Here is a 20389-nt window from a genome sequence, read left to right on the forward strand (position 1 = left end):
TCGTGCGAGCGCTACAGTCGGCGTAGGGAAGTAACTGCCCGAGTTGGGTCGTCAAGGCCCATGCCATGGGGGCGATGGCAAAGCCGGCAAATCGAGCGGGCAGTGTTGTCATAGGCGCGGGACCCAGTAAATGCAGGCGTATATAGGCAACCACGTGGCAACCACGAAGTTCCAATACATTGCGTTATCCGCAACATCGCCGTATCGGCGTGCGTTGTCGGCGTGGCGTGTGAACATGAGGCAGGTGAGCACGAGCGTTTCGATCAGGTCCGTCAGAATGTGGGTCGTGTGCAGACCCAACATCAGCCAGACGATCGATCCATAAGCGTTCCGATCCCAACTCACATGCACAGCCGGAAACTCGAAAACGCGAATAATCAGCGGCACGATCCCGAGCAGCGACATGACAACCAACCCGAAGCGAACCTTAGGTAAGTCTTGCTTTTTCGCCCAGCCCGTAACCAGCATGTTTGGAGCGAGGCTGGCGACAAGCACGATCGTCATCAGCGTGCCCGCCGTCAGTGACGGGACTGGGGTGGCGATCGGCCATTTGGGCGCAAGGCTCATCAGATAAAGATAGATCACGATTGCGAGCGCAAAACCCGTGCCTTCGATCAGCATGAAGGCGAGCGTTCCCCACCATGTCGGGCTCGCACTGCCGCTTGCGTGTGATGTCACGTCCGAAAGATCGAGGACGACGCGTTCTCTCATGACTCTTCCTCCGGAGCGCCCTTTGGCCAGAACCAGCCAGTCAGGGCGACGGCAACAGGGATCGATCCCCAGACGACTGCCCAGGGCGTAAAGATCGACCAGATCAGGACAATGGACGTCGCCACCGCCGCCCAAAGCGGCCAGATGGAGTGCGGGACCGATGATTCCCGCGCTTGCGGGGTCGCTGCGACAACAGCGGTCACAAGCAGCTCGCGCCGATCGACGCGAAGGCCCGAAGCCACCTGGAGTTCATCCTCGGTCCAAAGCGGCTCCCCCGAGTACACAACCGGCATTCGACGGAAATTATAACAACGCGGCGGCGATGCAGTCGCCCATTCGAGCGTTGCCGCCCCCCACGGATTGGAGCCGGCCGCAGGACCGTTTCTCGCGCTTCGAAATATGTCGATGGCAAATAGCAGAAAGCCCGACGCCAGAACGAGTGCGCTCAGGCTGACCATCATATTCAGACCACTCCAGGGCAACTCGGGCTGGTAGGTGTAGACGCGGCGCGGCATTCCTGCGAGCCCGAGAATATGCATCGGGAAAAAGGTGAGGTGAAAACCTGCGAAGATCAACGCGAATACCCACCGTCCGAGCGTTTCGCTCATCATTCGGCCAGTGATTTTCGGAAACCAGTAATAGATGGCACCAAGCAACGGAAATACGGCGCCACCGATCAGCACATAATGAAAATGAGCGACGACGAAGTAAGTATCGTGAACCTGCGTATCGAATGGCACGGAAGCTACCATTACCCCCGTCATCCCGCCGACGACGAATGTGATGATGAACCCCACGACGAACAAAAGGGGCGTCTTGAACACGGGCCGACCCATCCAAAGCGTTGCCAGCCAGCAGAAGATCTGCAGACCGGCAGGCACAGCGATCGCCATGCTGGACGCGGTGAAAAAGCTCTCACCCAACCGGGGCAGGCCCGCGACAAACATGTGATGCACCCAAAGACCGAACGCCAGAACGCCCGTCGAAATCAAGGCCATCACCATCGCCAGATAGCCGAACACCGGCCGTCCGGTGAATGTCGCGACGATGGTCGATGCCATCCCGACCGCCGGCAAGAAGATGATGTAGACCTCAGGATGGCCGAAGAACCAGAAGAGGTGTTGCCACAACAAGACATCACCGCCCTCGGCCGGATTGAAGAAGTGGGTTCCGACCAGCCGGTCGAGGATAAGCGAAGAGCTGGCAATCATGATGGCCGGCATTGCCAAAATCACCAGAAACGACGTCACCAGCATCGACCATACGAAAAGCGGAATGCGATCCAGTGACATGCCGGGCGCACGCTGCTTGAAGATCGTCACCACCAGCTCCACGGCGACACAAAGCGCCGATATCTCGGTGAACGTGATCATCTGGGCCCAGATATCAGCGCGCTTGCCGGTGCCGTATTGCGGTCCTGCAAGCGGCACATAGGCGAACCAACCAACATCAGGACCGGTGTCGATCGCAAACGCGACCCACAGCAAGATTCCCCCTGCAAGAAACATCCAGTAGGAAAATGCATTGAGGCGGGGGAATGCAATATTGCGAGTGCCGACCATCAATGGCACGAGATAGACCGCCATCGCTTCCATGACAGGAACGGCAAACAGGAACATCATGTTCGTGCCGTGCATGGTGAAGATCTGATTGTAGCGGTCTGGCCCGATGAACCGGGCCTCCGGTTGCGACAATTGAAGCCGCATGAGCAGCGAGAGCACGCCGCCCATGAATAGGAAGACGAAAGCAGTGATAATATAGCGGCGGCCAATGATCTTGTGGTCGACGGTCGATACCGCGGCCCATAGACCGCCGCGAGTGTGCCAAATCGACGTCAGATGCCGGTCGAGCTCGGCGCTGTCGAGCGCGGTATCGCGAAGGTCTTTCCTGGGAGCACCATCCGCCATTATTTCAAGCTTTCCATATATGCGGAGACTGCACGCAATTCGTCGCTGGTGAGCGGCACCATCGGCATGTTGTTGCCGGGCTTGATCGTCTGAGGATCGGCAATCCAGGCTGCCAACGAGCCTCTGGTTCGCTCCATGAGACCGGCTCCGATCGTGTCCCGGCTTCCCACATGAGTAAGGTCAGGACCGGTGGTACCAGCGGATGGAGTTCCACGCACTCTATGACAGGCGGCACAGGGTTTTCCCAGAAACACAGCTTGCCCGGCGGTCGCCTCCGGCTCGGCAGGTTTGAGACTTTCCGCACTTTGATCGGCCAACCATCGCTCAAAGGAAACCGCATCGTCGGCGATGACCGACATCGCCATGTGGCTATGCTGGATGCCGCAGAACTCCGCGCACTGTCCGCGGTAGACGCCCGGCGTCTCGGCGCGAAGGGCAAGCGTATTCGTTCTTCCTGGAACGAGATCCTGCTTGCCGGCAAGACTTGGCACCCAGAACGAGTGGACGACATCCGCGCTTTCGAGCTGAAGCAAAACCGTCCTTCCGACTGGAATATGAATCTCGTTTGCCGTCTCGAAGTCGGGTGTGCCATCCCGCATATAGGTGACGCGCCACCACCACTGTTCGCCCTTGACGGCAATCGTCATTGCCGCGTCACCGTCCCCATCGATCAGCCGGGTGGTGTAAAAGCTTGCGACGGTAAGCCCTGCAATGATTAGAGCTGTTGCTCCGACGGCGGCAGAAACGATGACGGTCGCTCGATTGTCGGCACCCGCGTTCACCTCGGCCGCGACGCGACGTTTGCGCAACAGCGCATATGCGAGCACCACCATCACGGTGAGCCATACGAGTGCGCAAACCCATATCACCAAGAGCATCAAGTGTTTCAGGTGGATTGCTGAGGCGCCGTGCACGTCGAGCGCCGACTGGGTGCCGTTGCATCCGGACAGGCAAACCGCAAACAACCCCATTAAAATGAGCCTTGCGATCACGGGTTCGGTCCCTGCTCAGGATCAACACCAACCGGTCCTTCGTCGAAAATGATTGCCGCCGGCGCGCGGTTTTCGGAAGGGCGCGTGTGTTTTGCATCATTGCGGCTCGGCGCTGATACCTTGGCCCTGTAAGCACCGATCGTTTGCACGTAGCCTGCGAGCTGCCAGATCTGTTCTATGGTCATGCGGTTTTGAAATGCCGGCATGCCATGCGGTCTTCCATCCCGAATGGAAGCAACGATTGAAACCATCTCGGGTCCATAGAGCCACCATCCATCGAGAAAAGAAGGACCGGCCGCGCCGCGCCCGTCACCGTGACAGGATGAGCAGCCGAACCAGGTGTAGAGACGTTTGCCTTGGCTCAGATTGTATGAGTCGTTTTCATAAGGTTGACCCAGAGCGAAATCGATCTCCGGCGGCGCTCCGCCGATGCCATTGGGCATCAGTCGGATTTGATCGAGTTCCGCGGTGATTGCCGGATCGACCCTGAATTTTCGCGGTTGGTCGATCCAGCCAAGCAGCGCCAATACCATGACCCCTCCCACTAGCAGAGAGCCCCAAGCCAGGACCCTGTATTTGTACGGTGCCTCCTTTGATTCTTGAGCAAGGGACTTGTGGGCGGAAGTCGGCGCCAGCCGGCCGGCCGATCCAGATGACGTCGCCTTCCAGACGAACAAAGCCGTCAATGTCAGGCAGGCTGTCCATGCAGCCAGCCTCTTGAAACGATCCGATGCTCCTGCAGAACCATCGAACAACATTGTCAATCCCATCAGCGGTCAGTCGCAAGGTTTTTCGGCCGATCGTGTCACCACAACCGGCAATAGTTTGTATGAAGGCGTCTTGGACTTGGCGTCATGGTGATCCAGTGGAAATAGCGGGTTCGTTTCGGGATAGTACGCCGCACAGGAGCCCCTGGGAATATCGTATTCCACGACCCGCAGCGCGGTGACTTTTCGAACGGTCGCTTCATCAACAGCCGTCGTCAGATCGACCGACGTTCCGTTTTCGAGGTTAAGAGCCGCGATATCGCCGGCGTTCATGAACACCACCTTTCGCGTACCCTCGACGCCGCGAAATCGGTCACCGTAGCCGTAGATCGTCGTATTGAACTGATCGTTCGAGCGCAGCGTCGCGAGATGAAGGACATCGGACCTGGCCGCAGTGGGAAGCTCTGGAAACAGCCTTTCTGGCGTGATGAAATTGGCCTTGCCATTCGAAGTGGCCCATTTCCGCTCGCGTGCCGGCAGCGGCCGGGGAAATCCCCCGGGCTGAAACATCCGTTTGTTGAAGTCCTTGAACGTTTCCGGATAGGTGGCCTCGATAGCCTCTCGGATCCTGTCATAATTGCCGACCCACTCGTCCCATGGCACCTTGCCCTCAACTAAGGTGGCCTTAGCAATGCCAGCCACGATTGCCGGCTCGGAGAGCAATTCGTCGCTGGCCGGCTTGACCTTGCCCCTGGAGCCGTGGAAGTGGGCGATCGAACTTTCCATCGAAACCGCCTGCGGCCCAGTCGCCTGTTGATCGATCTCGATCCGCCCGAGGCACGGCAATAGATATGCGATCTCGCCATGGATAACGTGGCTGCGATTGAGTTTGGTGGCGATGTGGACGGTCAAGCGTAGCTTTCGCCATGCGACCTCCATTGCACCGGTTTCCGGCACGGCTTTGAGAAAATTCCCGCCGAGGCTGACAAACGCACGTGCTTCTCCGTTCATGATCGCCTTGCACGTCTCGACCGTGGAACGCCCCGTCCAGCGCGGCGGTTCAAAACCGTAAAGTTCGGACAACTTGTCGAGCGGTGCCAGACCCGGTTTCTCTGTGATCCCCACTGTTCGCTGCCCCTGCACGTTCGAGTGTCCTCTAACGGCGCAAATGTTTGCGCCCGGCTTTCCGATGTTACCGCGAAGCAGGGCAAGGTTGACCACCATATGCACAGTCTGCACGCCCATCAAATGTTGGGTCAGACCCATCCCATAAACCATCAGGACGGCATTCGAATTGGCATAGATTTCCGCTGCTTGCACCATCTGCTCACGCGTCAGGCCAGAAATCCGTTCAAGCTCCGGCCACGCGTGCTGGCGCGCCGCGGCGGCGAAGGTCTCAAAGCCTGCCGTATGGTCTTTGATGAAGTCGTGATCGAGCACATGCTTCTTGTCGGCCGATGCCATGGATGCCGCAAAGGCGACCATCGCAGCGTTCGAAGGGTCGGCGGGGCGGCCGTCGTTTCCGGCAACCCTTGAATGGCCAGTCGCCTTCAAAGCGTCATCCGCCTCGATCAGCGCCTTGCAAATTCCGAATAAAGCCGCGATGTCGCCGCCGTTTCGAACCTGATAGTACTGAGACGAGATCAGGGTCTCCGATCCAGTGAGCATTTGAGACGGCTTTTGAGGATTGACAAAACGCTCAAGCCCCCGCTCGCGGAGCATATTGAAAGTGACGATCCTAACCCCACGGTCGACGGCATCTTGAAGGTCGTGAAGGAGACGCGGAGAAGACGTACCGACGTTCTGTCCGATATAGAAAATGCAGTCGGTATTCTCGAAATCCGAAAGAACTGCCGTGCCGACAGATGCTCCGATACTTTCAGGCAGTGCGACTGAGGAACTTTCGTGACACATGTTTGAACTGTCCGGCAGATTGTTGCTGCCATACATGCGCGCGAATAGCTGATACATGTAGCTGGTCTCGAGCGAAGCGCGCCCCGAAGTATAAAAATCAACTTCCTGCGGCTTGAGCGACCGAAGTTCTCTGCCAATCTCGTCAAACGCAGCTTGCCAGGAAACCGGGACATACCTGTCGGTGGTCGGATCCCATCGCATCGGATGCGTCAACCGACCCTGCTCTTCCAAGTCGTGATCCCGCCACTTCTCCAAATCCTTTAGGCTGTGGTTGGCAAAGAAGGGCCTATCGGCTCTCCGGCTTGTAACTTCCCAGGCAGTTGCCTTCGCGCCATTTTCGCAGAATTCAAGCGGATGCGTCTTTGCAGGCTTGGCCCAGGCGCAGCTCACGCACATGAAGCCCTCCGGCTTATTTTGCTGTGAGAGAACTCCCGCGCCAGCCAGGGCTTTATGTTCGCGCCTGAGGATTGCGGCAACCGATTTGGCCGAGCCCCAACCTCCGGCTGGTCCCGAGTAGCGCTTGATTTTTGGCGGAGATTTCGGATTTGCAGACATTTCTAGACCCTCCGCTTCCTTGAACCTGAGACGTTGGCTTTTGTTCCAAGCCGTTTCAAAGAGACATCCATTGATCTTCCGACCCGGAGCTTCGCCTGGGATGCACCGAACGGCATCGATGAAGGAGGTTCTTGCAACTTATGGCGTGGCTCGGGAATATTCGGCGCGCCGGTAGCAACCCCTCGCTACCGAGCCGGTATGGAAGCCGCTTATTCCGGTGACGAGGCCGACGTAAAACATCGTGAAGTTTTTGGATAACAGGCTTGTCGGGCGTGCGGGCAGCCTGCGACCCCGCGACTTAACGCAGTCACTCGCCTGCGCAAGGCACATCAGGCGAAAGGCCGCCGACGAGGGCGGCCTTTCATCATAAACCGTCGACTAGGCGGCCCTTTTTCCCTTTGGGTTTGCGGACGCCTGCGCAAGCTGGGTCAGTTTCTTGTCGGTGGCTACTTCTTCGGCGAGGTTTGCCTGGAGCAGCGGAACGGCATCCTTGAGACTGAGCTGGTTTGCCCAAGCGATGAGAGTGCCGTAACGGGCAATCTCGTAGTGTTCGACGGCTTGGGCCGAAGAGATGAGACCGGCATCCAGTGCGGGCGAGCCCTTGAATTCTTCCGTAATCTCTTCACCTTCGGCGATGATGCCTTGAATTGCTTCGCAGGTCTTGCCTCGTGCGGGCTTGCCGAGAATCTCGAATACCTGCTCCAGGCGTTCGATCTGCCCCTGAGTTTCGTCGCGATGCTGCAGGAATCCCGCCTTACCTTCTTCCGATTGGGCGGCACGAGCCAATTTTGGCAGCGCCTTCAGGATCTGTTTTTCGGCAAAATAGATATCCTTGAGCGTGTCAAGGAAAAGGTCATCTAGTGTCTTGGTCGTGGTAGTTGCCATGGATAATCCTCCTTATGGGCTTGCGTGGACGCAAACATCGCGTGGTTTTGGCTGTCCCCTCACGAAGGTGCCGGCGCTCCGTCTGTCTCCGGAGCGCCGTCTCATTCCGGCCAAGGAACAGAGGCCGATCAGCGTTACTGCCTCAGTCCGAGCGAGGCCCGGGCTGATCCGCAGGGGGGTAACCACGTGCGACGATAGTTGTTCCCGTGGACTTTGCTTTCGGCGTCAGGAAGGGGAAAAACCATTCCCCAAGGCGGCGGTGTTTTATCAAGCCGCCGTTCCATGATGGGCGACACTACCTTAGTCACTGCCCATGATAACCTATGGTGACGTGCCCCTCGCCGCTGCCTGTTCCTCAAAGGTGTCTTTAACGAGGCCAGTCCGCCGACATCAAAACGGGCTCGCGAGCGCGGCGGGTGCTACCGCGGCGCACGTTTGAAATGCCTCAGGCAATGATCCCGGCCGCGACGGCCGCATTTACGAATCGGCTCCGTGCCGCCTCGACGCTGCCGTGCCGCGCAAGCGCGTGCAGGCATTTCACCTGTGCTTCCGCGTAGAACTCGGTGCCGGATGCCGGCCAGCGGTTCGCCAACGCTTGAAGAGCTGCATCTGGCCCGTCGATCCGCTCACGAACACACGTACCGGTCCTTATGAATACCGGTGCCTGCCATATCACGCGAAAGTCGACGTCGATGACTTTGTCCATGCCGGTTCTCCGTTCTTTTGTGTCACGAAAGCACTATGCTGGCGGCCATGATGACCGCTAAGACGGCGCCTGCGCCGGCCAGCGCGAGCGAAAAAAACTCGCTTCCGCGGCTCGCTCCATCGCTCCGGGTCTCCTGGCGGGTTCCAAGCACGGCGATTAGACCAGCTAGCATCCATGATGCGAGAGCTAGTGTGCCGAGGAGAATCGCCCAGTGCGATCCGTCCATCAAAACCTCCGTTATTCTGCAGGCCAACCGTGCTCTCCATCGGAAGTTCCCTTCCGCGGGGGACGGTACGGTCGGAGACAATCCACCGGCGATAGGAACTCGACATTCCTCGGGCGGTTAGCGCCTCACCAGGGAGTGAAAACATGAATGGTGCGATTTCGGCATTAGCGCTGCTATCGGCGGCATTGGTCTTCATTCACCCGACCCGCTGGGCAGCGGCCGGTGCGCTCGTTTTGAACGCAGCGGCGTCAGCGCACGGTTGGTGGGCATTCGTGTTCTGTTGACGCCGAGCCCGAGCGGCGCGGACTGGCGCGTACGAACTCAGCAGATGCCTGCTGCAGCATTTCCGCAGCCCACGTTGGCGAAGCAGAACGTCCGGTCGGCGATCTCCATCAGCTGAGATCGGCTGGAGGAGTCGTCGTTCCGGGAAGAAACGAGCTCTCTTCCGTCAGTTTCGGACTCGCAAGGCGCGCCCAAGAAGCCTGTCTAGGTGGTCGAATGCAGGATTGGGAAGAAGGCCATCGGCTGTTACTGCTGTAGAGAGGCCATCTGCTGTTTCAGCTTTTGCTGCATCTGACGTCCCACCTGTCTTGTGTCCGGCAGGAACCCTTCGGGCGTAGCGTGGTTGGAGGCATTTGGCAAATCTGGAAGGATTGCGTGATGACGGATGCGGAAGACGCGCAGAAGGACGATCCTAATCGCCTCCTCTTTGAGCCGAATGTCTTGATAAACGGGCCCATCGAAGAGAAGACGATCACCAGTTTTCTGGACCAGGTTGCCGCGGTCCGCTCGGGTGATCAGGACTTGGTCCTCGAACTGACCACCGTTGGAGGCGATGCCGATGCCGCTCGCAGGATCGCGCTTGAGGTCAAGCTGTTCTCGCGGCATTCCGAAAGGCCAGCCTACTGCGTGGGGAAATCTTACGTCTATTCCGCAGGCGTCACGATCCTGGCCGCTTTCGACACACCCAACCGATACCTGACGGCGGACACCTTTCTCCTGATCCACGAAAGGAGAATAAGCGGGAGCTTTGAACTGTCAGGTCCGGTGACGGCATGCATCCAAATGGTCCAGGAAAAGCTCGCCATGCTGGAAACAGCTCAGCGGCTTGAAAAGGAGGGTTTTGAGGAACTGTTGAGGGGATGCAAAATGTCCTATGATGAACTCTTCCAACGCGCCCGCACGAATTGCTACATGAGCGCGCAAGAAGCTCTGAGCTACGGCCTCATTGGCAGTATACTCTTATGACCAAGGAACCCTCAGGCGCGCAGGCACCGCTTGGCCGGCGCGCCGACCATCGCCAAATGGGCAACTACTTGTTTTCAGAGGCAAAGTTGCCTGGTTTGAAGCTTCCAGGCTCGCGATCCCGCTCAGTGATTACCGTCGAGCTCGTTCCTCCACCGTCTGGAATAGTGGTTGCGCTGTGATGAGCAGAAGACGACGTCTGTGGAACCTCGCCATCTCCTTTTTGTTCGCGCTCGGCTTGCAGCCAATGTCGCTCGTGCTCGCCTTCCGGCTTGCCTTCGGCTTCCCATATCTCCTGCGCGCGGCGCCTGATCCGTTCAGTATCCATGGCATCCTCCTCCAGTGACAACGCGCTCGAACTTGATCGAGTGCGACTTGTTCCAAAATAAGGAGTATTCTTTTCTTAGTTGCTGCGCGACAGCGCCACCGTTCCCAAACAACGAGCGCATGATCATCGCCGAAAGACCAGGAGGTCGACATGGACCGAGGAATGGTGGAGAGACATTTGCAGCAGGCGCGAGAGCATGTCCTTTTGGGTGGTCAGCACATCGCCCGGCAGCGCGAAATTGTGGCTGAGCTAACCGACCGAGGCGTGGACCCGACGCAAGCGATAAGGCTTCTCGTGAATTTCGAAGAGACTCAGGTCATGCATCTAGCCCATTTTGACAGGCTGAAGGCAGAGTTGCTCGCGCTGCCCAGGGGAGCATTCTAACAAAGGCAGTTCCGCGCGCCGCAGGGCCTCGATTCGCTTCTACACAAGGCTATGGGCGTGGTGAGATTGTAATGGCGCTTCGTAGAGTTTCCATCAGCCGCGGCATATCGAGCGGTTTGGCGCAGCAGCGCATCGACACGAACCTGGCCGGTAACACAGAGGCGTCATAGCCGGTCGTAAAGACGAAAGGAACTTGACGTTCCAGAAGCGCATCGGCAACCGGGAAAACCTGCTTGCCCTGCAGGTTGACGTCCAAGACCGCGGCGTCGAGGCCATCAGGCACCGCCAGCAGTTCCATCGCCCGCTCCAGGGACTGCGCCGGCCCGATCACGACGGCCCCTGCCTCAGCCAATTCCTGGCAGAGGTCTTCCGCCAGCATGAACTCGTCCTCTACCACGAGCACGCGCCATCCGCGCAGTATCCCTTCAGCCATATGCTCCATCCTCGGCCAGATTGCTGAGGGAGACAGGAATCGCGATCGTACAATGGATCCCGTCCTCGCCAAGAACGTAGGATGTCTTTGCGTCTAGCTGGTAGGGCAGAGCGCGCTCGATCAGCTCTCGACCTTGGCCACCGCCTTGCGGTCCGGAATCTGCGGGCGGCATCTTTACCTTGCTCTCCCGCCAGTCGACATGCAGCCACGGCTTGCCGTCTTGGCCTGGTTGTTCGACACGCCAAATGATGCTCAGGTGCGCCTGAGGCTGGCTAAGAGCGCCGTACTTGGCCGCGTTCGTACCGAGTTCGTGCATCGCCAGGGCCATCGTCTGCACGGTGGTGGAACGAAGCCTGACACCTTCCGGGCCTTGCAATGTGATCCGGCTGGTATCGTCGTCCAGCATTCCATGCACGGACAGTTCCGAGCGGATGAGCTGGTCGAAGGTGATCCGGTCGCCCTCCTGCAGTCGTGATAACAGGCCCTGCACCCGCGCTAGTACATCCAAGCGATCGCGGAACCTCTCGTGGAACTCAGCCAGATCGCTGCTGGTACGCATGGTCTTGTCGGCTATCGATCGCACCACGGCCATCAGGTTGCGCGTTCGGTGCTGAAGCTCGGCGACGAGCACTTTCATACGGTCAGCAGAGGCTTTTTCGTCGGTGATATCGCGTCCGATACCGCCGATCTGCTTGACATTTCCCTCCTCGCCAAACAATGGGAAATCGGCGTTTCGCAACCAGCGGATCGCGTGATCCGAGGCGCGTCTGATGCGGTACTCGAATTCTACGCGCTCGCCGTCCCGCACCCTGCGGATTTCCGAGAGCGCCTGCTCGCGGTCTTCGGGAATGATCAGTTCGGCCCAGCTGCGGAAATTATTGCCTGTCATCGCCTGCTCGCGTTCGACACCATAAATGGTTTCAAAAGCCGGCGTCAGATAGACCCATTGCAGCGTTTCGGCGTCGCGAATCCACAACACGTCGGAAGAGGCTTCGCCGAACAGGCGGAACTGTTCCTCCCCCTGCCGCAAGGCGGCCTGTGCCTGTTTTCGTGCCGAGATGTCGATGCAGAACTGGGCGATCGTACCGTCGCCGAGATCGCGGCCGGCAAACAACATCCAGCGACGCGTCCCGTCGGCGAGGAAGTATTCTTTCTCATAGGGCCCAATCTTGCCAGTCTCTTTCAGAGCTTCCATCTGCGCCTCGCTCTCGGCGTGATGCTCCTCAGGGGTCAGCCGACGCCAATGCAGTTCGCCGCGCTCCATCTGCGAGCGACTGTAGCCGGACATCTTCAGGAAGACTTCGTTGGCGTCAAATATGACGCCGTCCTCATTGAGGAAAATAACCCCCACCGCATCTGTCTCCAGAACGCGCTGCAGGCGCTCCTCGCTACGGCGAAGCGCTACCTCCGCGTCATAGGTGGCGGTCAGATCGGTAAAGGTGACGACAGACCCGCTAATATAGTTGTCAACACTGCGGTAAGGCAGCGCGCGAGCCGCGTAATGGCGGTTGTTGGTGGGGTCGCTAACTTTTCGATCGACTGGCACCAACGTTCTGAGAACGAGACGAACGTCATCCAGCAGCTCGGGATAGACAACGCGCGAGACGACGTGGTCCAGGGGACGGCCGACGTCCGTATCGAGCAGATGGAATATCTCGGTTGCCGCCGGCGTGAAGCTCCTGACCCGCAGATCGTTATCGAGGAAAACGGTGGCGATCTGTGTCGCCTCGAGCAGGTTCTTCAGGTCCGAATTTGTCCGGTCGAGTTCGGTAACGCGATGGGCAAGTTCGCCGTTGACGGTCTGCAGTTCCTCATTGACCGACTGCAGCTCCTCCTTCGACGTTTCCATTTCCTCATTGGCCGATTGCAACTCTTCGTTGATCGATTGATACTCTTCGTTGGACGATTTGAGCTCCTCATTTGTCGATTCCAGCTCCTCTATGGTCGCCTGGAGCCGGTCGCGGGTCACGCGGAGATCTGTCTCAAGACGCTGGACATGCTCTTCGCTTGTCAGCCGCCCTCCGTCAGGCGCCGTTCCCTCGGCCACCTGGCCTGCGTCTTGAAACAGCACGATGAGCGAGGTGACGTCACCACTGCCGAGGGGTTCAACGATAATATTGACGGCGTAGGTGCGATCGTCCTGGCGCAGCAGAACTCTTGGAACTTCGACCTTGACTGCTTCCGACGTGGCACGCTGCAAGGCTGACCGCATGTCGAGCCTTAGGTCGCGATGGGCAAGGCTCAAGAGGTTGAGCGTTGCCGTTCCCGACGTCGGTTCGAGATAACGGCCCGTGCGGCCGGAGAAATGCAATACGTCATAGTGTGAATCGACGACCACGTAGGCCGGTGCAAAGCGCTCAGCGACGACCTCGGCCTGGCGGCTGATCGTCGCCGAGAGCCGGCCGGTCTGGAGCATGGGCGCTGGTGCCGAAAGTCCATGGTCGGGGCTGCGTGGGCGCGGACTGAGCGGAAAGTCCGGGATGATGCGGGTTGCCGTTTCCAGTCGTCGAAACAAACGGTTTCTGCGATCAACCGGTGCAAAAAGCTTGGCGTGACGAGTGACGTTCTCCGAAGAACCCAAAAAAAGGATACCGCTTGGCCTGAGGGCAAAGTGGAAGATCGGGATGACCCTGTTTTGCAGTTCGCTGTCGAGATAGATCAGCAGGTTTCTGCAAGAAAGGATATCGATTCGTGAGAACGGCGCGTCCTTGACGATGTTGTGCGGCGAGAAGATGCACATCTCTCGCAATTCCTTGACGACGCAATAGGTGTCGCCCTCGCGCACAAACCAGCGAGCCAGCCGTTCGGGCTGCACCTGGGCGGTTATAGCAGCGGGGTACCGACCGCCGCGTGCAATTCCTAGGGCGCGCGCGTCGAGATCCGTCGCGAAGATCTGCACGTCCGGGGGATAATCCATGGTCGCCATGTGCTCGCGCAGCAGCATTGCGATCGAGTAGGCTTCTTCGCCGGTTGCGCAACCCAACACCCAGACACGCAACTGGTCTCCCGGCTCCTTGCCCTCAAACAGCCTTGGAATCTCACGCTCCAGCGCCTCGAATTCGACAGGATCCCTGAAGAATTGCGTTACGCCAATGAGCAGGTCCTGAAAGAGGTTCTGGACTTCGTCACGGCTGGCGCGCAGCCGCTCGATATAAGCGTCGATGTTTCCGACCTGCAGCACCTGCATGCGTCGCTGAACACGCCGCGTGAAGGTCCCCCGCTTGTATCCGTGAAAATCATGGCTGGTGACATTGCGGAGAATGGTGGCAATCTGGGTAAGCTGCGCTTCGATGGCGCTCGGCGGTTCATCATTTAACCCGGCGTCTTCTTCCTCGACAACATTACCGGCGTAAATCGCTATGTGCGTTGCAATGTCTTGTGCGGCCAAGCGAAGGTCGGCGATTGCCAATGGCCCTCCCCCTTCCCCCCGAGATCCAGCCTGGCCTTCGTCTGCCTCAACAATCGAAAGGCCGCCAAACTTCTTGGTTGCCGCCACTCCGGCTGTACCATCATTCTCGAGCCCTCTCAGGACCACAGCGATGGCGCGCTCCTGGGCATGTTCTGCCAGCGAGATCAACATCGTGTCGACCGTGCCGCGGTGGCCGACAGGCTCCGAGGCCGGCCGGACCCGGATGTGGCCATTTTCCAGCGTCATCATGTCGTCGGAGCCACAGATATAGATGTGGTTCTGGAGAATGCGTTCTCCATCGACCGCGACGGTTGCTGCCAGTCGCTCTTGTCGCGCCAACATCTTCAAGACGGTCGCAGTATCGAGCCCCTCCTGGCGTACCGCCACGAGGTAGGATGCGCCGACATCTGCACCGATCGCCGAGAATACCTGCTCGAGCGAGTGAAGCGACTGGGCGCACACGGCTATGCCGACGACGACGACCGGCTGTTCCGCCTGATGCAGTTCCGGGGCGTCTGCCTGTTCTTCCATGCTTTGCTGTTCGTCGTAGGCCATCATCGATCCATGTCTCTGTCACGCCGACTCTAACCCTTTGGCGAGGCAGAAGGATACAACTTTATCAGCTATCCTGGAAACGCGAAGCGCCACCGAGGCGCAGAGATGTCAAGGCAGCCTCGCGCAGAGTGGCAGAATACCGCCGATATTCACTAGCACGCGCCTCGTAGAGTTCAGCGACTGCGGCGCGGCCGGTATCACGCGCGTCTCGCGCCATCCGTTCCACCAACGTCAGCCGCTCCTCCATCACCCGCATCGCAATCCTGATAGCGTCGTCGAACTCATCGGCGTACGCCGCAACTGCATCGGCAGTATATGCGTGGCCGATCTGGCACCGAAACCGAAGCGGTCGTGAGCCGCGCACCTCGGAGAGCACACCGTGACAATCAGGGCAGGTTATGGCTGTTGGGGTGGCGATTTTCCGAAGGTCAGCGGTGCCTAGTCGTTTCCCGGTCGCAATTTCGACTTCCAGCAGCAGATCATCAGTTGGCAAATGAAGATCAGGCCCTGCGTCGCTTCCAGCAATCTCCGTGACGAGCCTGCCGAGATCAGCCGCGGCGGCCACGTGATCGACCTCCACCGCATTGAGCGCCGCCAGCGGCATCTGATCTGCCTCTGCATCGAGCGGATGCTGCACCACGGTTGTCCCACCGTTCGATTTAATTGCATGCAACCCTGCCGCTCCGTCATTCAACATCCCGGTCAGCACCAACCCCACCACGCGTGGCCCGAATGACAGCGCTGCCGAGCGAAACATCGGATCGATCGCCGGCCGGACCATATTTTCCCGCGTGCCGGCTCCAAACTTGATCGCTTCGCCCATGAGCAGCAGGTGGCGGTCCGGCGCAGCGACATAGATATGCCCCCGCTCGATCGGCTGCCCGTCGATCGCCTGCGTCACCGGGAGCCTGCATTTTGAAGCAAGAATCTCGGGAAGAAAACCGGGAGCATTCGAAGGAATGTGGGTGCTGACGAAGACGCTTGCCGGCAGGTCGCCGGGCAGGTCAGCGACGAGCGTCCGCAGCACAGCGACGCTCCCAGCCGAGCCGCCGACGGCAATGATATCTTTAAACGCGGTGGAAGGCATTTGGCTTAACCTTTCATGATCAGGCTCAACCGTCGGTGAGCCATAATGGTTCCCCGCCGCGGCGAAGGCATGCCAATGTCATCGATAGTGTCCGATAGCTGCCGACGTTGCACTACTGCGACGGGATCCGCGGCAACAGACACTGCTGCATCAGCAGCTTGAAAGGCAGCTGCCGAAGGATCAATTGAGCCGATGCAGGTTCCTGAGCGGCCCAAACAGTGCGACGGCGATCATTTCGAGTTCGGTCGGTTTTTCACAAAGCGCAAAGCCTCGGTATCTTACCGGGATGTCGGAGAGATCATAGCCGGTTGCAAAGACGAAGTTGATGTCTCGAGCCTCTAGTTCATCAGCAACGGCGAACACCAGTTCGTCACCAAGGCAGATATCCAGGATCGCAGCATCGATGGGTTCTTGGTTGATAAGGTCGAGCGCGTGGCGAACGTTTGCCGTGGGACCCACTACGATTGCGCCCAAGTCCTCTAGTTTCCGGCGCGTCTCATCGGCCAGAAAGTATTCGTCTTCAACGATCAGGATGCGCTTGCCCGAGAAAAGTTCAATCTTTTTTTCCACCGGGAGCCTTTCCACCGCGGGAGTTCTTGGCATTACGTCGCGGAACGGTTTGCGGGCCGCTGCCTTGATGGCAAGTTCGCAAGCAAGCCCAGTAGCTCTTGTTCATCGCATGGCTTGTTGAGGCAGGGCATAGTCCTAAAGGGCTCTGGAAGACAATCGCACTCGTAGCCAGTGACAAAAACGAAGGGAATGCGTTGTTCCGCAAGCTTCTCCGCCACCGGGTAGACCATCACGCCGCGGAGGTCGATATCCAGAATTCCCGCATCGAGTTCGTCCGCGCGCTCGCTCACGAGCTTCAATGCACCCGTAACACTCGATACCGGTCCCGCGACTGCGGCGCCTTCGTCCTCCAAGGCTGTTACGATGATGGATGCCGCAAGATACTCATCCTCGACGACAAGGTAGAAGCGTCCTGAAAGGTTCAACTTCTGCATGGCTTGCTCCTTCACCTCCAGAACGATCGGTAACGGCAAAAGTTGCGGCACGGCATGGATTAACGCGGCGGGCTCAAGGCTTCTTTCGGCATCCCACTCAATCCTTGGGATTGGGATCCTGCCGAAATAGACCCCGAAGTGACGGTATTTCTTGCAACGCTCCCAGTGCTCTTCAATGGAAAACCCATCAAGCGCTCATATTCCGTTTCCGGGATGCCGTAAGAGCCGTGTGCCTTTCGAATAAGGCCGTCGCGATCGACGACAATTACCTTTCCTCGAATAGACCTGATGAGCCTCTCGCCTTCGAGAACGTGAAGCGCGCCTGTCACTCCCGGGCGTCGGACGCCCAGCATGAAAGCCATGTATTCGTGGGTAAGATTCAGGGCTTGATCGTCGGCCCGATCATTCAGCATAAGCAGCCAGCGAGCCAGCCTCTGCTCTATCGAATAACGGCCGTTGGCCAGGGCGGTATAGCTGATCTGAATCCCGAGCGACCTCGAAAACGATGTTAAAAGCGAGCGCAGCCGCGGTGCCTTTTTTGTGAGACGGAGAAAACTGTCGACCTCGATGCGCCGAGCAGTTCCCTCGATCTGAACCATCATATTGTAAGAGGTGCGCCAATCCCCCTCTAATAAACCGGTTCCGGTTGCGCCTTCACGCCCGATCAGGCCGGCCTCTACCTGTGAGCCATCCAGTGACAGGGCAACCAGCGAAACAATTCCTGTTTCGATGAAAGAAAGGGCTGTTATTTCTCCAAACTGGTGTTCAAGAACATCGCCCTGGGCCAGCCGAACCGGTTTCAGATGCGGCTGGATGAGCTCGTTTTCACGAGGAGGAAGGGCGGAAAGAACAAGGTTCGTTTGGAGCATCGTCGCCTGCTCAGTCGGACTTTGGCACTCCAAGAGCGCATGATAGATTGCGGCCTTGTCCAATGGCTTTTCAACGAAGATACGATCGGCAAAACGCGGAGGAACAACCTCTCGGCTGTAGCCGGTAGCAAAGAAGAAGGGGACATTGCGCCTCGATAGCTCGTCGGCGACAGGAAACACCATCGATCCACCCAGGTTGATATCCAGGATAGCAACGTCGATTTGAGGGAAATCTTCAATATATTTCAGCGCTTTTTCGACATTCGGCGCCGGCCCGACAACCTTCAAACCTATGTCGGTCAGATCCGAGCGGAGATCGCTCGCTAGTGCGTAGTCGTCCTCAATCACCAGGACAACCTGCGGCGTGTGCCTGTCAAAAGCCGCGTTCATTCCGGCTTTTCCTCCTGACATTTTGTCTGTTTGAGGTGGAAACGCTCGCGGTACCGACCTGTTCCACACCATTTGCAATCGCGAGAGCGGCGATGCACGTGATGACGTGGAACTTCGGTTGCCACCCTGGCTTTGAAGCCGCCTGCGCCGCAGATGCTCGGCTAGTCTGGCCTTAGCGCGAGCCAAAGGAGCGAAAGACTGGGGCGGCCTAGTCAGCAATCAGAAGCGAGCGCGATCGAAAGAAGCCGGACAAGATAGCATTGAGCATCAGCGGGCATTTCATAGTGGCGGCGGCTCTACCATGTAGGGCCGACTGTCTCGGCGGCAAAGATAGACCTCCCGCTCCGGATTGGCCTCCACAGCAAAGCCGGAGCTTCGCAACATCGCCTCGACCGCCGCCTTATTCGGAATAAACCAGTTGGTCGGGTCGGCGGCATATCGGTTCTCGACGAAAAACAATTTCGGAAAGTCCGGTTTGTCAAACACCGCCCATTCCGAAAAATCATAATCGTCCTCCACCAGATTGGTCCGCTCGTCGCCGCGCTGCAGGCATTGGAACAACATCAGGTCGCCGACTGCATGTTCGTAGAGCAGATCGAGCGCCAGCAAAGGATGGCGCAAATGGTAAAGCACGCCCATGAAGAGCACCAGATCGAAGGTTTCACCGAGCGTCGGCACCTCATAAACCGACATCTGCCTGAATTCGACCTCGAGGCCGCAATGAGCGGCGGCGAAGCGGGCCTGCTCGAGATAGCGTGGATCGGTATCGATTCCAAGCACCCGCCCGGCATTGCGGCGCTTCATCTCCAGCGCATAAAAGCCCGCATTGCAACCGATATCGAGCACGCTGCGCCCGCCCAGATTTTCCGGCACGACATGTTTGAAGCCCTCCCATTTGAAAGTGGGATAGTCGCCGAGAAAATGGTCCGGCGCGGTCTCGACTTCTCCGAGCCGGATGTTCTGGAACCAGGGACCGAGTTCGGTCACGCGGCGTTTCAGTGCCAGGTTCATCATCGCTTGCATCGATTTTCCTCAGCTCTGCGCGGTGGCGGCCTGCGACTCAACTTCCCGCCGAGGGCGGTGAGGCGCTGTTGACTGCTGGCGTGCAATGCCTCCGAGACTGTTGGTAAACCATTCGACGGTATAGCCGAGCCCTTCGGCGAGCGGCACGGTCGGCTGCCAATCGAGAAGTTCCGTCGCGCGGGAGATATCCGGACGGCGGCGCTGCGGATCATCCTTCGGCAGCGGCTTGTAAACGATCCCGGTCCGGACCGGTATCATCGAGCGGATCATTGAGGCAAGCTCGCTGATGGTGAACTCCCCGGGATTGCCAAGATTGACCGGCATACCGGGGTTGGGTCTTACGTCCATCAGAGCCATTAGACCACCGACCAGATCACTGACAAAGCAGAACGACCGCGTCTGCATTCCGCTTCCATAGATGGTGAGTGGTTTTCCCGACAGGGCCTGCACGATCAGGTTGGAGACGATGCGGCCGTCATTTGCCTGCATGCGCGGTCCATAAGTGTTGAAAATACGGGGAACCCGGGCATCGACCCGGCCGGCACGCAGCATGTCGAAGCAGAGCGCTTCGGCCGCACGCTTTCCTTCGTCATAGCAGGCGCGCGGTCCCGTGCAGCTGACATTGCCGCGATAGTCCTCCTGCTGGGGATGTTCGGCCGGATCGCCGTAAACCTCACTCGTCGAGGCCTGGAGGAAAGACGCCCCATGCCGTTCAGCAAGCGCAAGCAGATTGCCCGTGCCGGCGACACAGGTCATCATGGTGTGGACAGGATCCGCCTGATATTGCGGCGGCGACGCCGCGCAGGCCAGGTTATAGACCTGGTCTAGCGGCTCCTCAATTTCCAGGACCTGACAAATGTCGTGTTTCATCAGCCGGAAACTCGGATGGTTCGTTAAGGGCCGCACATTGTCGGGCGAGCCGGTGATATAACTGTCGACGCAAATGACGGAATCCCCACGGGCGAGGAGCGCATCGCAGAGATGCGAACCGACAAAGCCGGCTCCCCCTGCCACCAGAACAGTCTTGCCTTTTCCGCGACGATTGACTTGCAGCATCGG

18 protein-coding genes are annotated in these 20389 nt (G+C 58.4%); 2 read left to right on the forward strand and 16 right to left on the reverse strand.

Annotated features, from left to right (window positions below; translation table 11 throughout):
• Positions 1–108: 108 nt before the first annotated feature.
• The 7 genes from ATY29_RS13220 to ATY29_RS13250 all read right to left on the reverse strand — a co-directional run bounded on the left by ATY29_RS13220 (position 109) and on the right by ATY29_RS13250 (position 8377).
• A complete protein-coding gene (locus ATY29_RS13220) occupies positions 109–711 on the reverse strand; it encodes a cytochrome c oxidase subunit 3 (protein ID WP_097536582.1) in 603 nt (200 codons plus the stop codon).
• On the reverse strand, positions 708–2618 hold the full coding sequence (gene ctaD, locus ATY29_RS13225; RefSeq protein WP_097536583.1) for a cytochrome c oxidase subunit I: 1911 nt from the start codon (positions 2616–2618) through the stop codon (positions 708–710). The genes ATY29_RS13220 and ctaD overlap by 4 nt, the downstream gene beginning before the upstream one ends.
• On the reverse strand, positions 2618–3589 hold the full coding sequence (gene coxB / locus ATY29_RS13230) for a cytochrome c oxidase subunit II (RefSeq protein WP_097536628.1): 972 nt from the start codon (positions 3587–3589) through the stop codon (positions 2618–2620). The genes ctaD and coxB overlap by 1 nt, the downstream gene beginning before the upstream one ends.
• A 17-nt stretch (positions 3590–3606) precedes the next feature.
• A complete protein-coding gene (locus ATY29_RS13235) occupies positions 3607–4143 on the reverse strand; it encodes a c-type cytochrome (RefSeq protein WP_097536584.1) in 537 nt (178 codons plus the stop codon).
• A 243-nt stretch (positions 4144–4386) separates the two neighbouring features.
• A complete protein-coding gene (locus ATY29_RS13240) occupies positions 4387–6786 on the reverse strand; it encodes an FdhF/YdeP family oxidoreductase (RefSeq protein WP_097536585.1) in 2400 nt (799 codons plus the stop codon).
• 378 nt (positions 6787–7164) lie between these two features.
• Positions 7165–7671, reverse strand: a complete 507-nt coding sequence (locus ATY29_RS13245; protein WP_097536586.1) for a YciE/YciF ferroxidase family protein — start codon at positions 7669–7671, stop codon at positions 7165–7167.
• Between the two features lie 445 nt (positions 7672–8116).
• Entirely contained in the window at positions 8117–8377 is a 261-nt protein-coding gene (locus ATY29_RS13250; RefSeq protein WP_097536587.1) for a DUF982 domain-containing protein, read from the reverse strand.
• 886 nt (positions 8378–9263) lie between these two features.
• Here ATY29_RS13250 and ATY29_RS13260 point away from each other — a divergent pair.
• Positions 9264–9851 carry an ATP-dependent Clp protease proteolytic subunit gene (locus tag ATY29_RS13260; RefSeq protein ID WP_097536589.1) on the forward strand — a complete coding sequence of 196 codons (588 nt, stop codon included), beginning with the start codon at positions 9264–9266 and terminating at the stop codon, positions 9849–9851.
• A 64-nt stretch (positions 9852–9915) separates the two neighbouring features.
• Here ATY29_RS13260 and ATY29_RS13265 read toward each other — a convergent pair whose 3' ends face one another.
• Positions 9916–10176 carry a DUF2934 domain-containing protein gene (locus tag ATY29_RS13265; protein ID WP_097536590.1) on the reverse strand — a complete coding sequence of 87 codons (261 nt, stop codon included), beginning with the start codon at positions 10174–10176 and terminating at the stop codon, positions 9916–9918.
• Between the two features lie 150 nt (positions 10177–10326).
• Between ATY29_RS13265 and ATY29_RS13270 the strand changes: the two genes are divergently transcribed.
• The gene (locus tag ATY29_RS13270; RefSeq protein ID WP_097536591.1) at positions 10327–10560 is read left to right on the forward strand and encodes a hypothetical protein; all 234 of its coding nucleotides are present in this window, start codon (positions 10327–10329) and stop codon (positions 10558–10560) included.
• Between the two features lie 49 nt (positions 10561–10609).
• On the opposite strand, the gene ATY29_RS13275 is transcribed toward ATY29_RS13270, so the two are convergent.
• The 8 genes from ATY29_RS13275 to ATY29_RS13310 all read right to left on the reverse strand — a co-directional run bounded on the left by ATY29_RS13275 (position 10610) and on the right by ATY29_RS13310 (position 20386).
• Complete coding sequence (locus tag ATY29_RS13275) at positions 10610–10993, reverse strand: response regulator (RefSeq protein WP_097536592.1); 384 nt, start codon at positions 10991–10993, stop codon at positions 10610–10612.
• The gene (locus ATY29_RS13280) at positions 10986–14957 is read right to left on the reverse strand and encodes a CheR family methyltransferase (protein ID WP_097536629.1); all 3972 of its coding nucleotides are present in this window, start codon (positions 14955–14957) and stop codon (positions 10986–10988) included. Before ATY29_RS13280 ends, ATY29_RS13275 begins: the two co-directional genes overlap by 8 nt.
• A gap of 64 nt (positions 14958–15021) precedes the next feature.
• Complete coding sequence (locus ATY29_RS13285) at positions 15022–16044, reverse strand: chemotaxis protein CheB (protein ID WP_097536593.1); 1023 nt, start codon at positions 16042–16044, stop codon at positions 15022–15024.
• A 180-nt stretch (positions 16045–16224) separates the two neighbouring features.
• Positions 16225–16614 (reverse strand): response regulator, encoded by a 390-nt coding sequence (locus ATY29_RS13290; protein ID WP_244597399.1) that lies wholly within the window; start codon positions 16612–16614, stop codon positions 16225–16227.
• 32 nt (positions 16615–16646) lie between these two features.
• On the reverse strand, positions 16647–17048 hold the full coding sequence (locus ATY29_RS13295; RefSeq protein ID WP_097536630.1) for a response regulator: 402 nt from the start codon (positions 17046–17048) through the stop codon (positions 16647–16649).
• Between the two features lie 59 nt (positions 17049–17107).
• The gene (locus tag ATY29_RS13300; protein WP_097536595.1) at positions 17108–18307 is read right to left on the reverse strand and encodes a helix-turn-helix domain-containing protein; all 1200 of its coding nucleotides are present in this window, start codon (positions 18305–18307) and stop codon (positions 17108–17110) included.
• A 279-nt stretch (positions 18308–18586) separates the two neighbouring features.
• On the reverse strand, positions 18587–19321 hold the full coding sequence (locus ATY29_RS13305) for a TIGR04290 family methyltransferase (RefSeq protein ID WP_097536631.1): 735 nt from the start codon (positions 19319–19321) through the stop codon (positions 18587–18589).
• Positions 19322–19339: 18 nt separating this feature from the next.
• Positions 19340–20386 (reverse strand): UDP-glucuronic acid decarboxylase family protein, encoded by a 1047-nt coding sequence (locus ATY29_RS13310; protein WP_097536596.1) that lies wholly within the window; start codon positions 20384–20386, stop codon positions 19340–19342.
• Positions 20387–20389 lie beyond the last annotated feature (3 nt).

It is taken from the genome of Rhizobium hidalgonense (genome assembly GCF_002914525.1).
Taxonomy (GTDB): Bacteria; Pseudomonadota; Alphaproteobacteria; order Rhizobiales; family Rhizobiaceae; genus Rhizobium; species Rhizobium hidalgonense.

What these genes read in the sequence shown, in the direction of transcription:
- ATY29_RS13220 (WP_097536582.1), bottom strand. Translation starts at nt 711, where the DNA reads ATGAGAGAACGCGTCGTCCTCGATCTTTCGGACGTGACATCACACGCA.
- ctaD (WP_097536583.1), bottom strand. Translation starts at nt 2,618, where the DNA reads ATGGCGGATGGTGCTCCCAGGAAAGACCTTCGCGATACCGCGCTCGAC.
- coxB (WP_097536628.1), bottom strand. Translation starts at nt 3,589, where the DNA reads ATGGGGTTGTTTGCGGTTTGCCTGTCCGGATGCAACGGCACCCAGTCG.
- ATY29_RS13235 (WP_097536584.1), bottom strand. Translation starts at nt 4,143, where the DNA reads ATGGTATTGGCGCTGCTTGGCTGGATCGACCAACCGCGAAAATTCAGG.
- ATY29_RS13240 (WP_097536585.1), bottom strand. Translation starts at nt 6,786, where the DNA reads ATGTCTGCAAATCCGAAATCTCCGCCAAAAATCAAGCGCTACTCGGGA.
- ATY29_RS13245 (WP_097536586.1), bottom strand. Translation starts at nt 7,671, where the DNA reads ATGGCAACTACCACGACCAAGACACTAGATGACCTTTTCCTTGACACG.
- ATY29_RS13250 (WP_097536587.1), bottom strand. Translation starts at nt 8,377, where the DNA reads ATGGACAAAGTCATCGACGTCGACTTTCGCGTGATATGGCAGGCACCG.
- ATY29_RS13260 (WP_097536589.1), top strand. Translation starts at nt 9,264, where the DNA reads ATGACGGATGCGGAAGACGCGCAGAAGGACGATCCTAATCGCCTCCTC.
- ATY29_RS13265 (WP_097536590.1), bottom strand. Translation starts at nt 10,176, where the DNA reads ATGGATACTGAACGGATCAGGCGCCGCGCGCAGGAGATATGGGAAGCC.
- ATY29_RS13270 (WP_097536591.1), top strand. Translation starts at nt 10,327, where the DNA reads ATGGACCGAGGAATGGTGGAGAGACATTTGCAGCAGGCGCGAGAGCAT.
- ATY29_RS13275 (WP_097536592.1), bottom strand. Translation starts at nt 10,993, where the DNA reads ATGGCTGAAGGGATACTGCGCGGATGGCGCGTGCTCGTGGTAGAGGAC.
- ATY29_RS13280 (WP_097536629.1), bottom strand. Translation starts at nt 14,957, where the DNA reads ATGGCCTACGACGAACAGCAAAGCATGGAAGAACAGGCAGACGCCCCG.
- ATY29_RS13285 (WP_097536593.1), bottom strand. Translation starts at nt 16,044, where the DNA reads ATGCCTTCCACCGCGTTTAAAGATATCATTGCCGTCGGCGGCTCGGCT.
- ATY29_RS13295 (WP_097536630.1), bottom strand. Translation starts at nt 17,048, where the DNA reads ATGCAGAAGTTGAACCTTTCAGGACGCTTCTACCTTGTCGTCGAGGAT.
- ATY29_RS13300 (WP_097536595.1), bottom strand. Translation starts at nt 18,307, where the DNA reads ATGAACGCGGCTTTTGACAGGCACACGCCGCAGGTTGTCCTGGTGATT.
- ATY29_RS13305 (WP_097536631.1), bottom strand. Translation starts at nt 19,321, where the DNA reads ATGATGAACCTGGCACTGAAACGCCGCGTGACCGAACTCGGTCCCTGG.
- ATY29_RS13310 (WP_097536596.1), bottom strand. Translation starts at nt 20,386, where the DNA reads ATGCTGCAAGTCAATCGTCGCGGAAAAGGCAAGACTGTTCTGGTGGCA.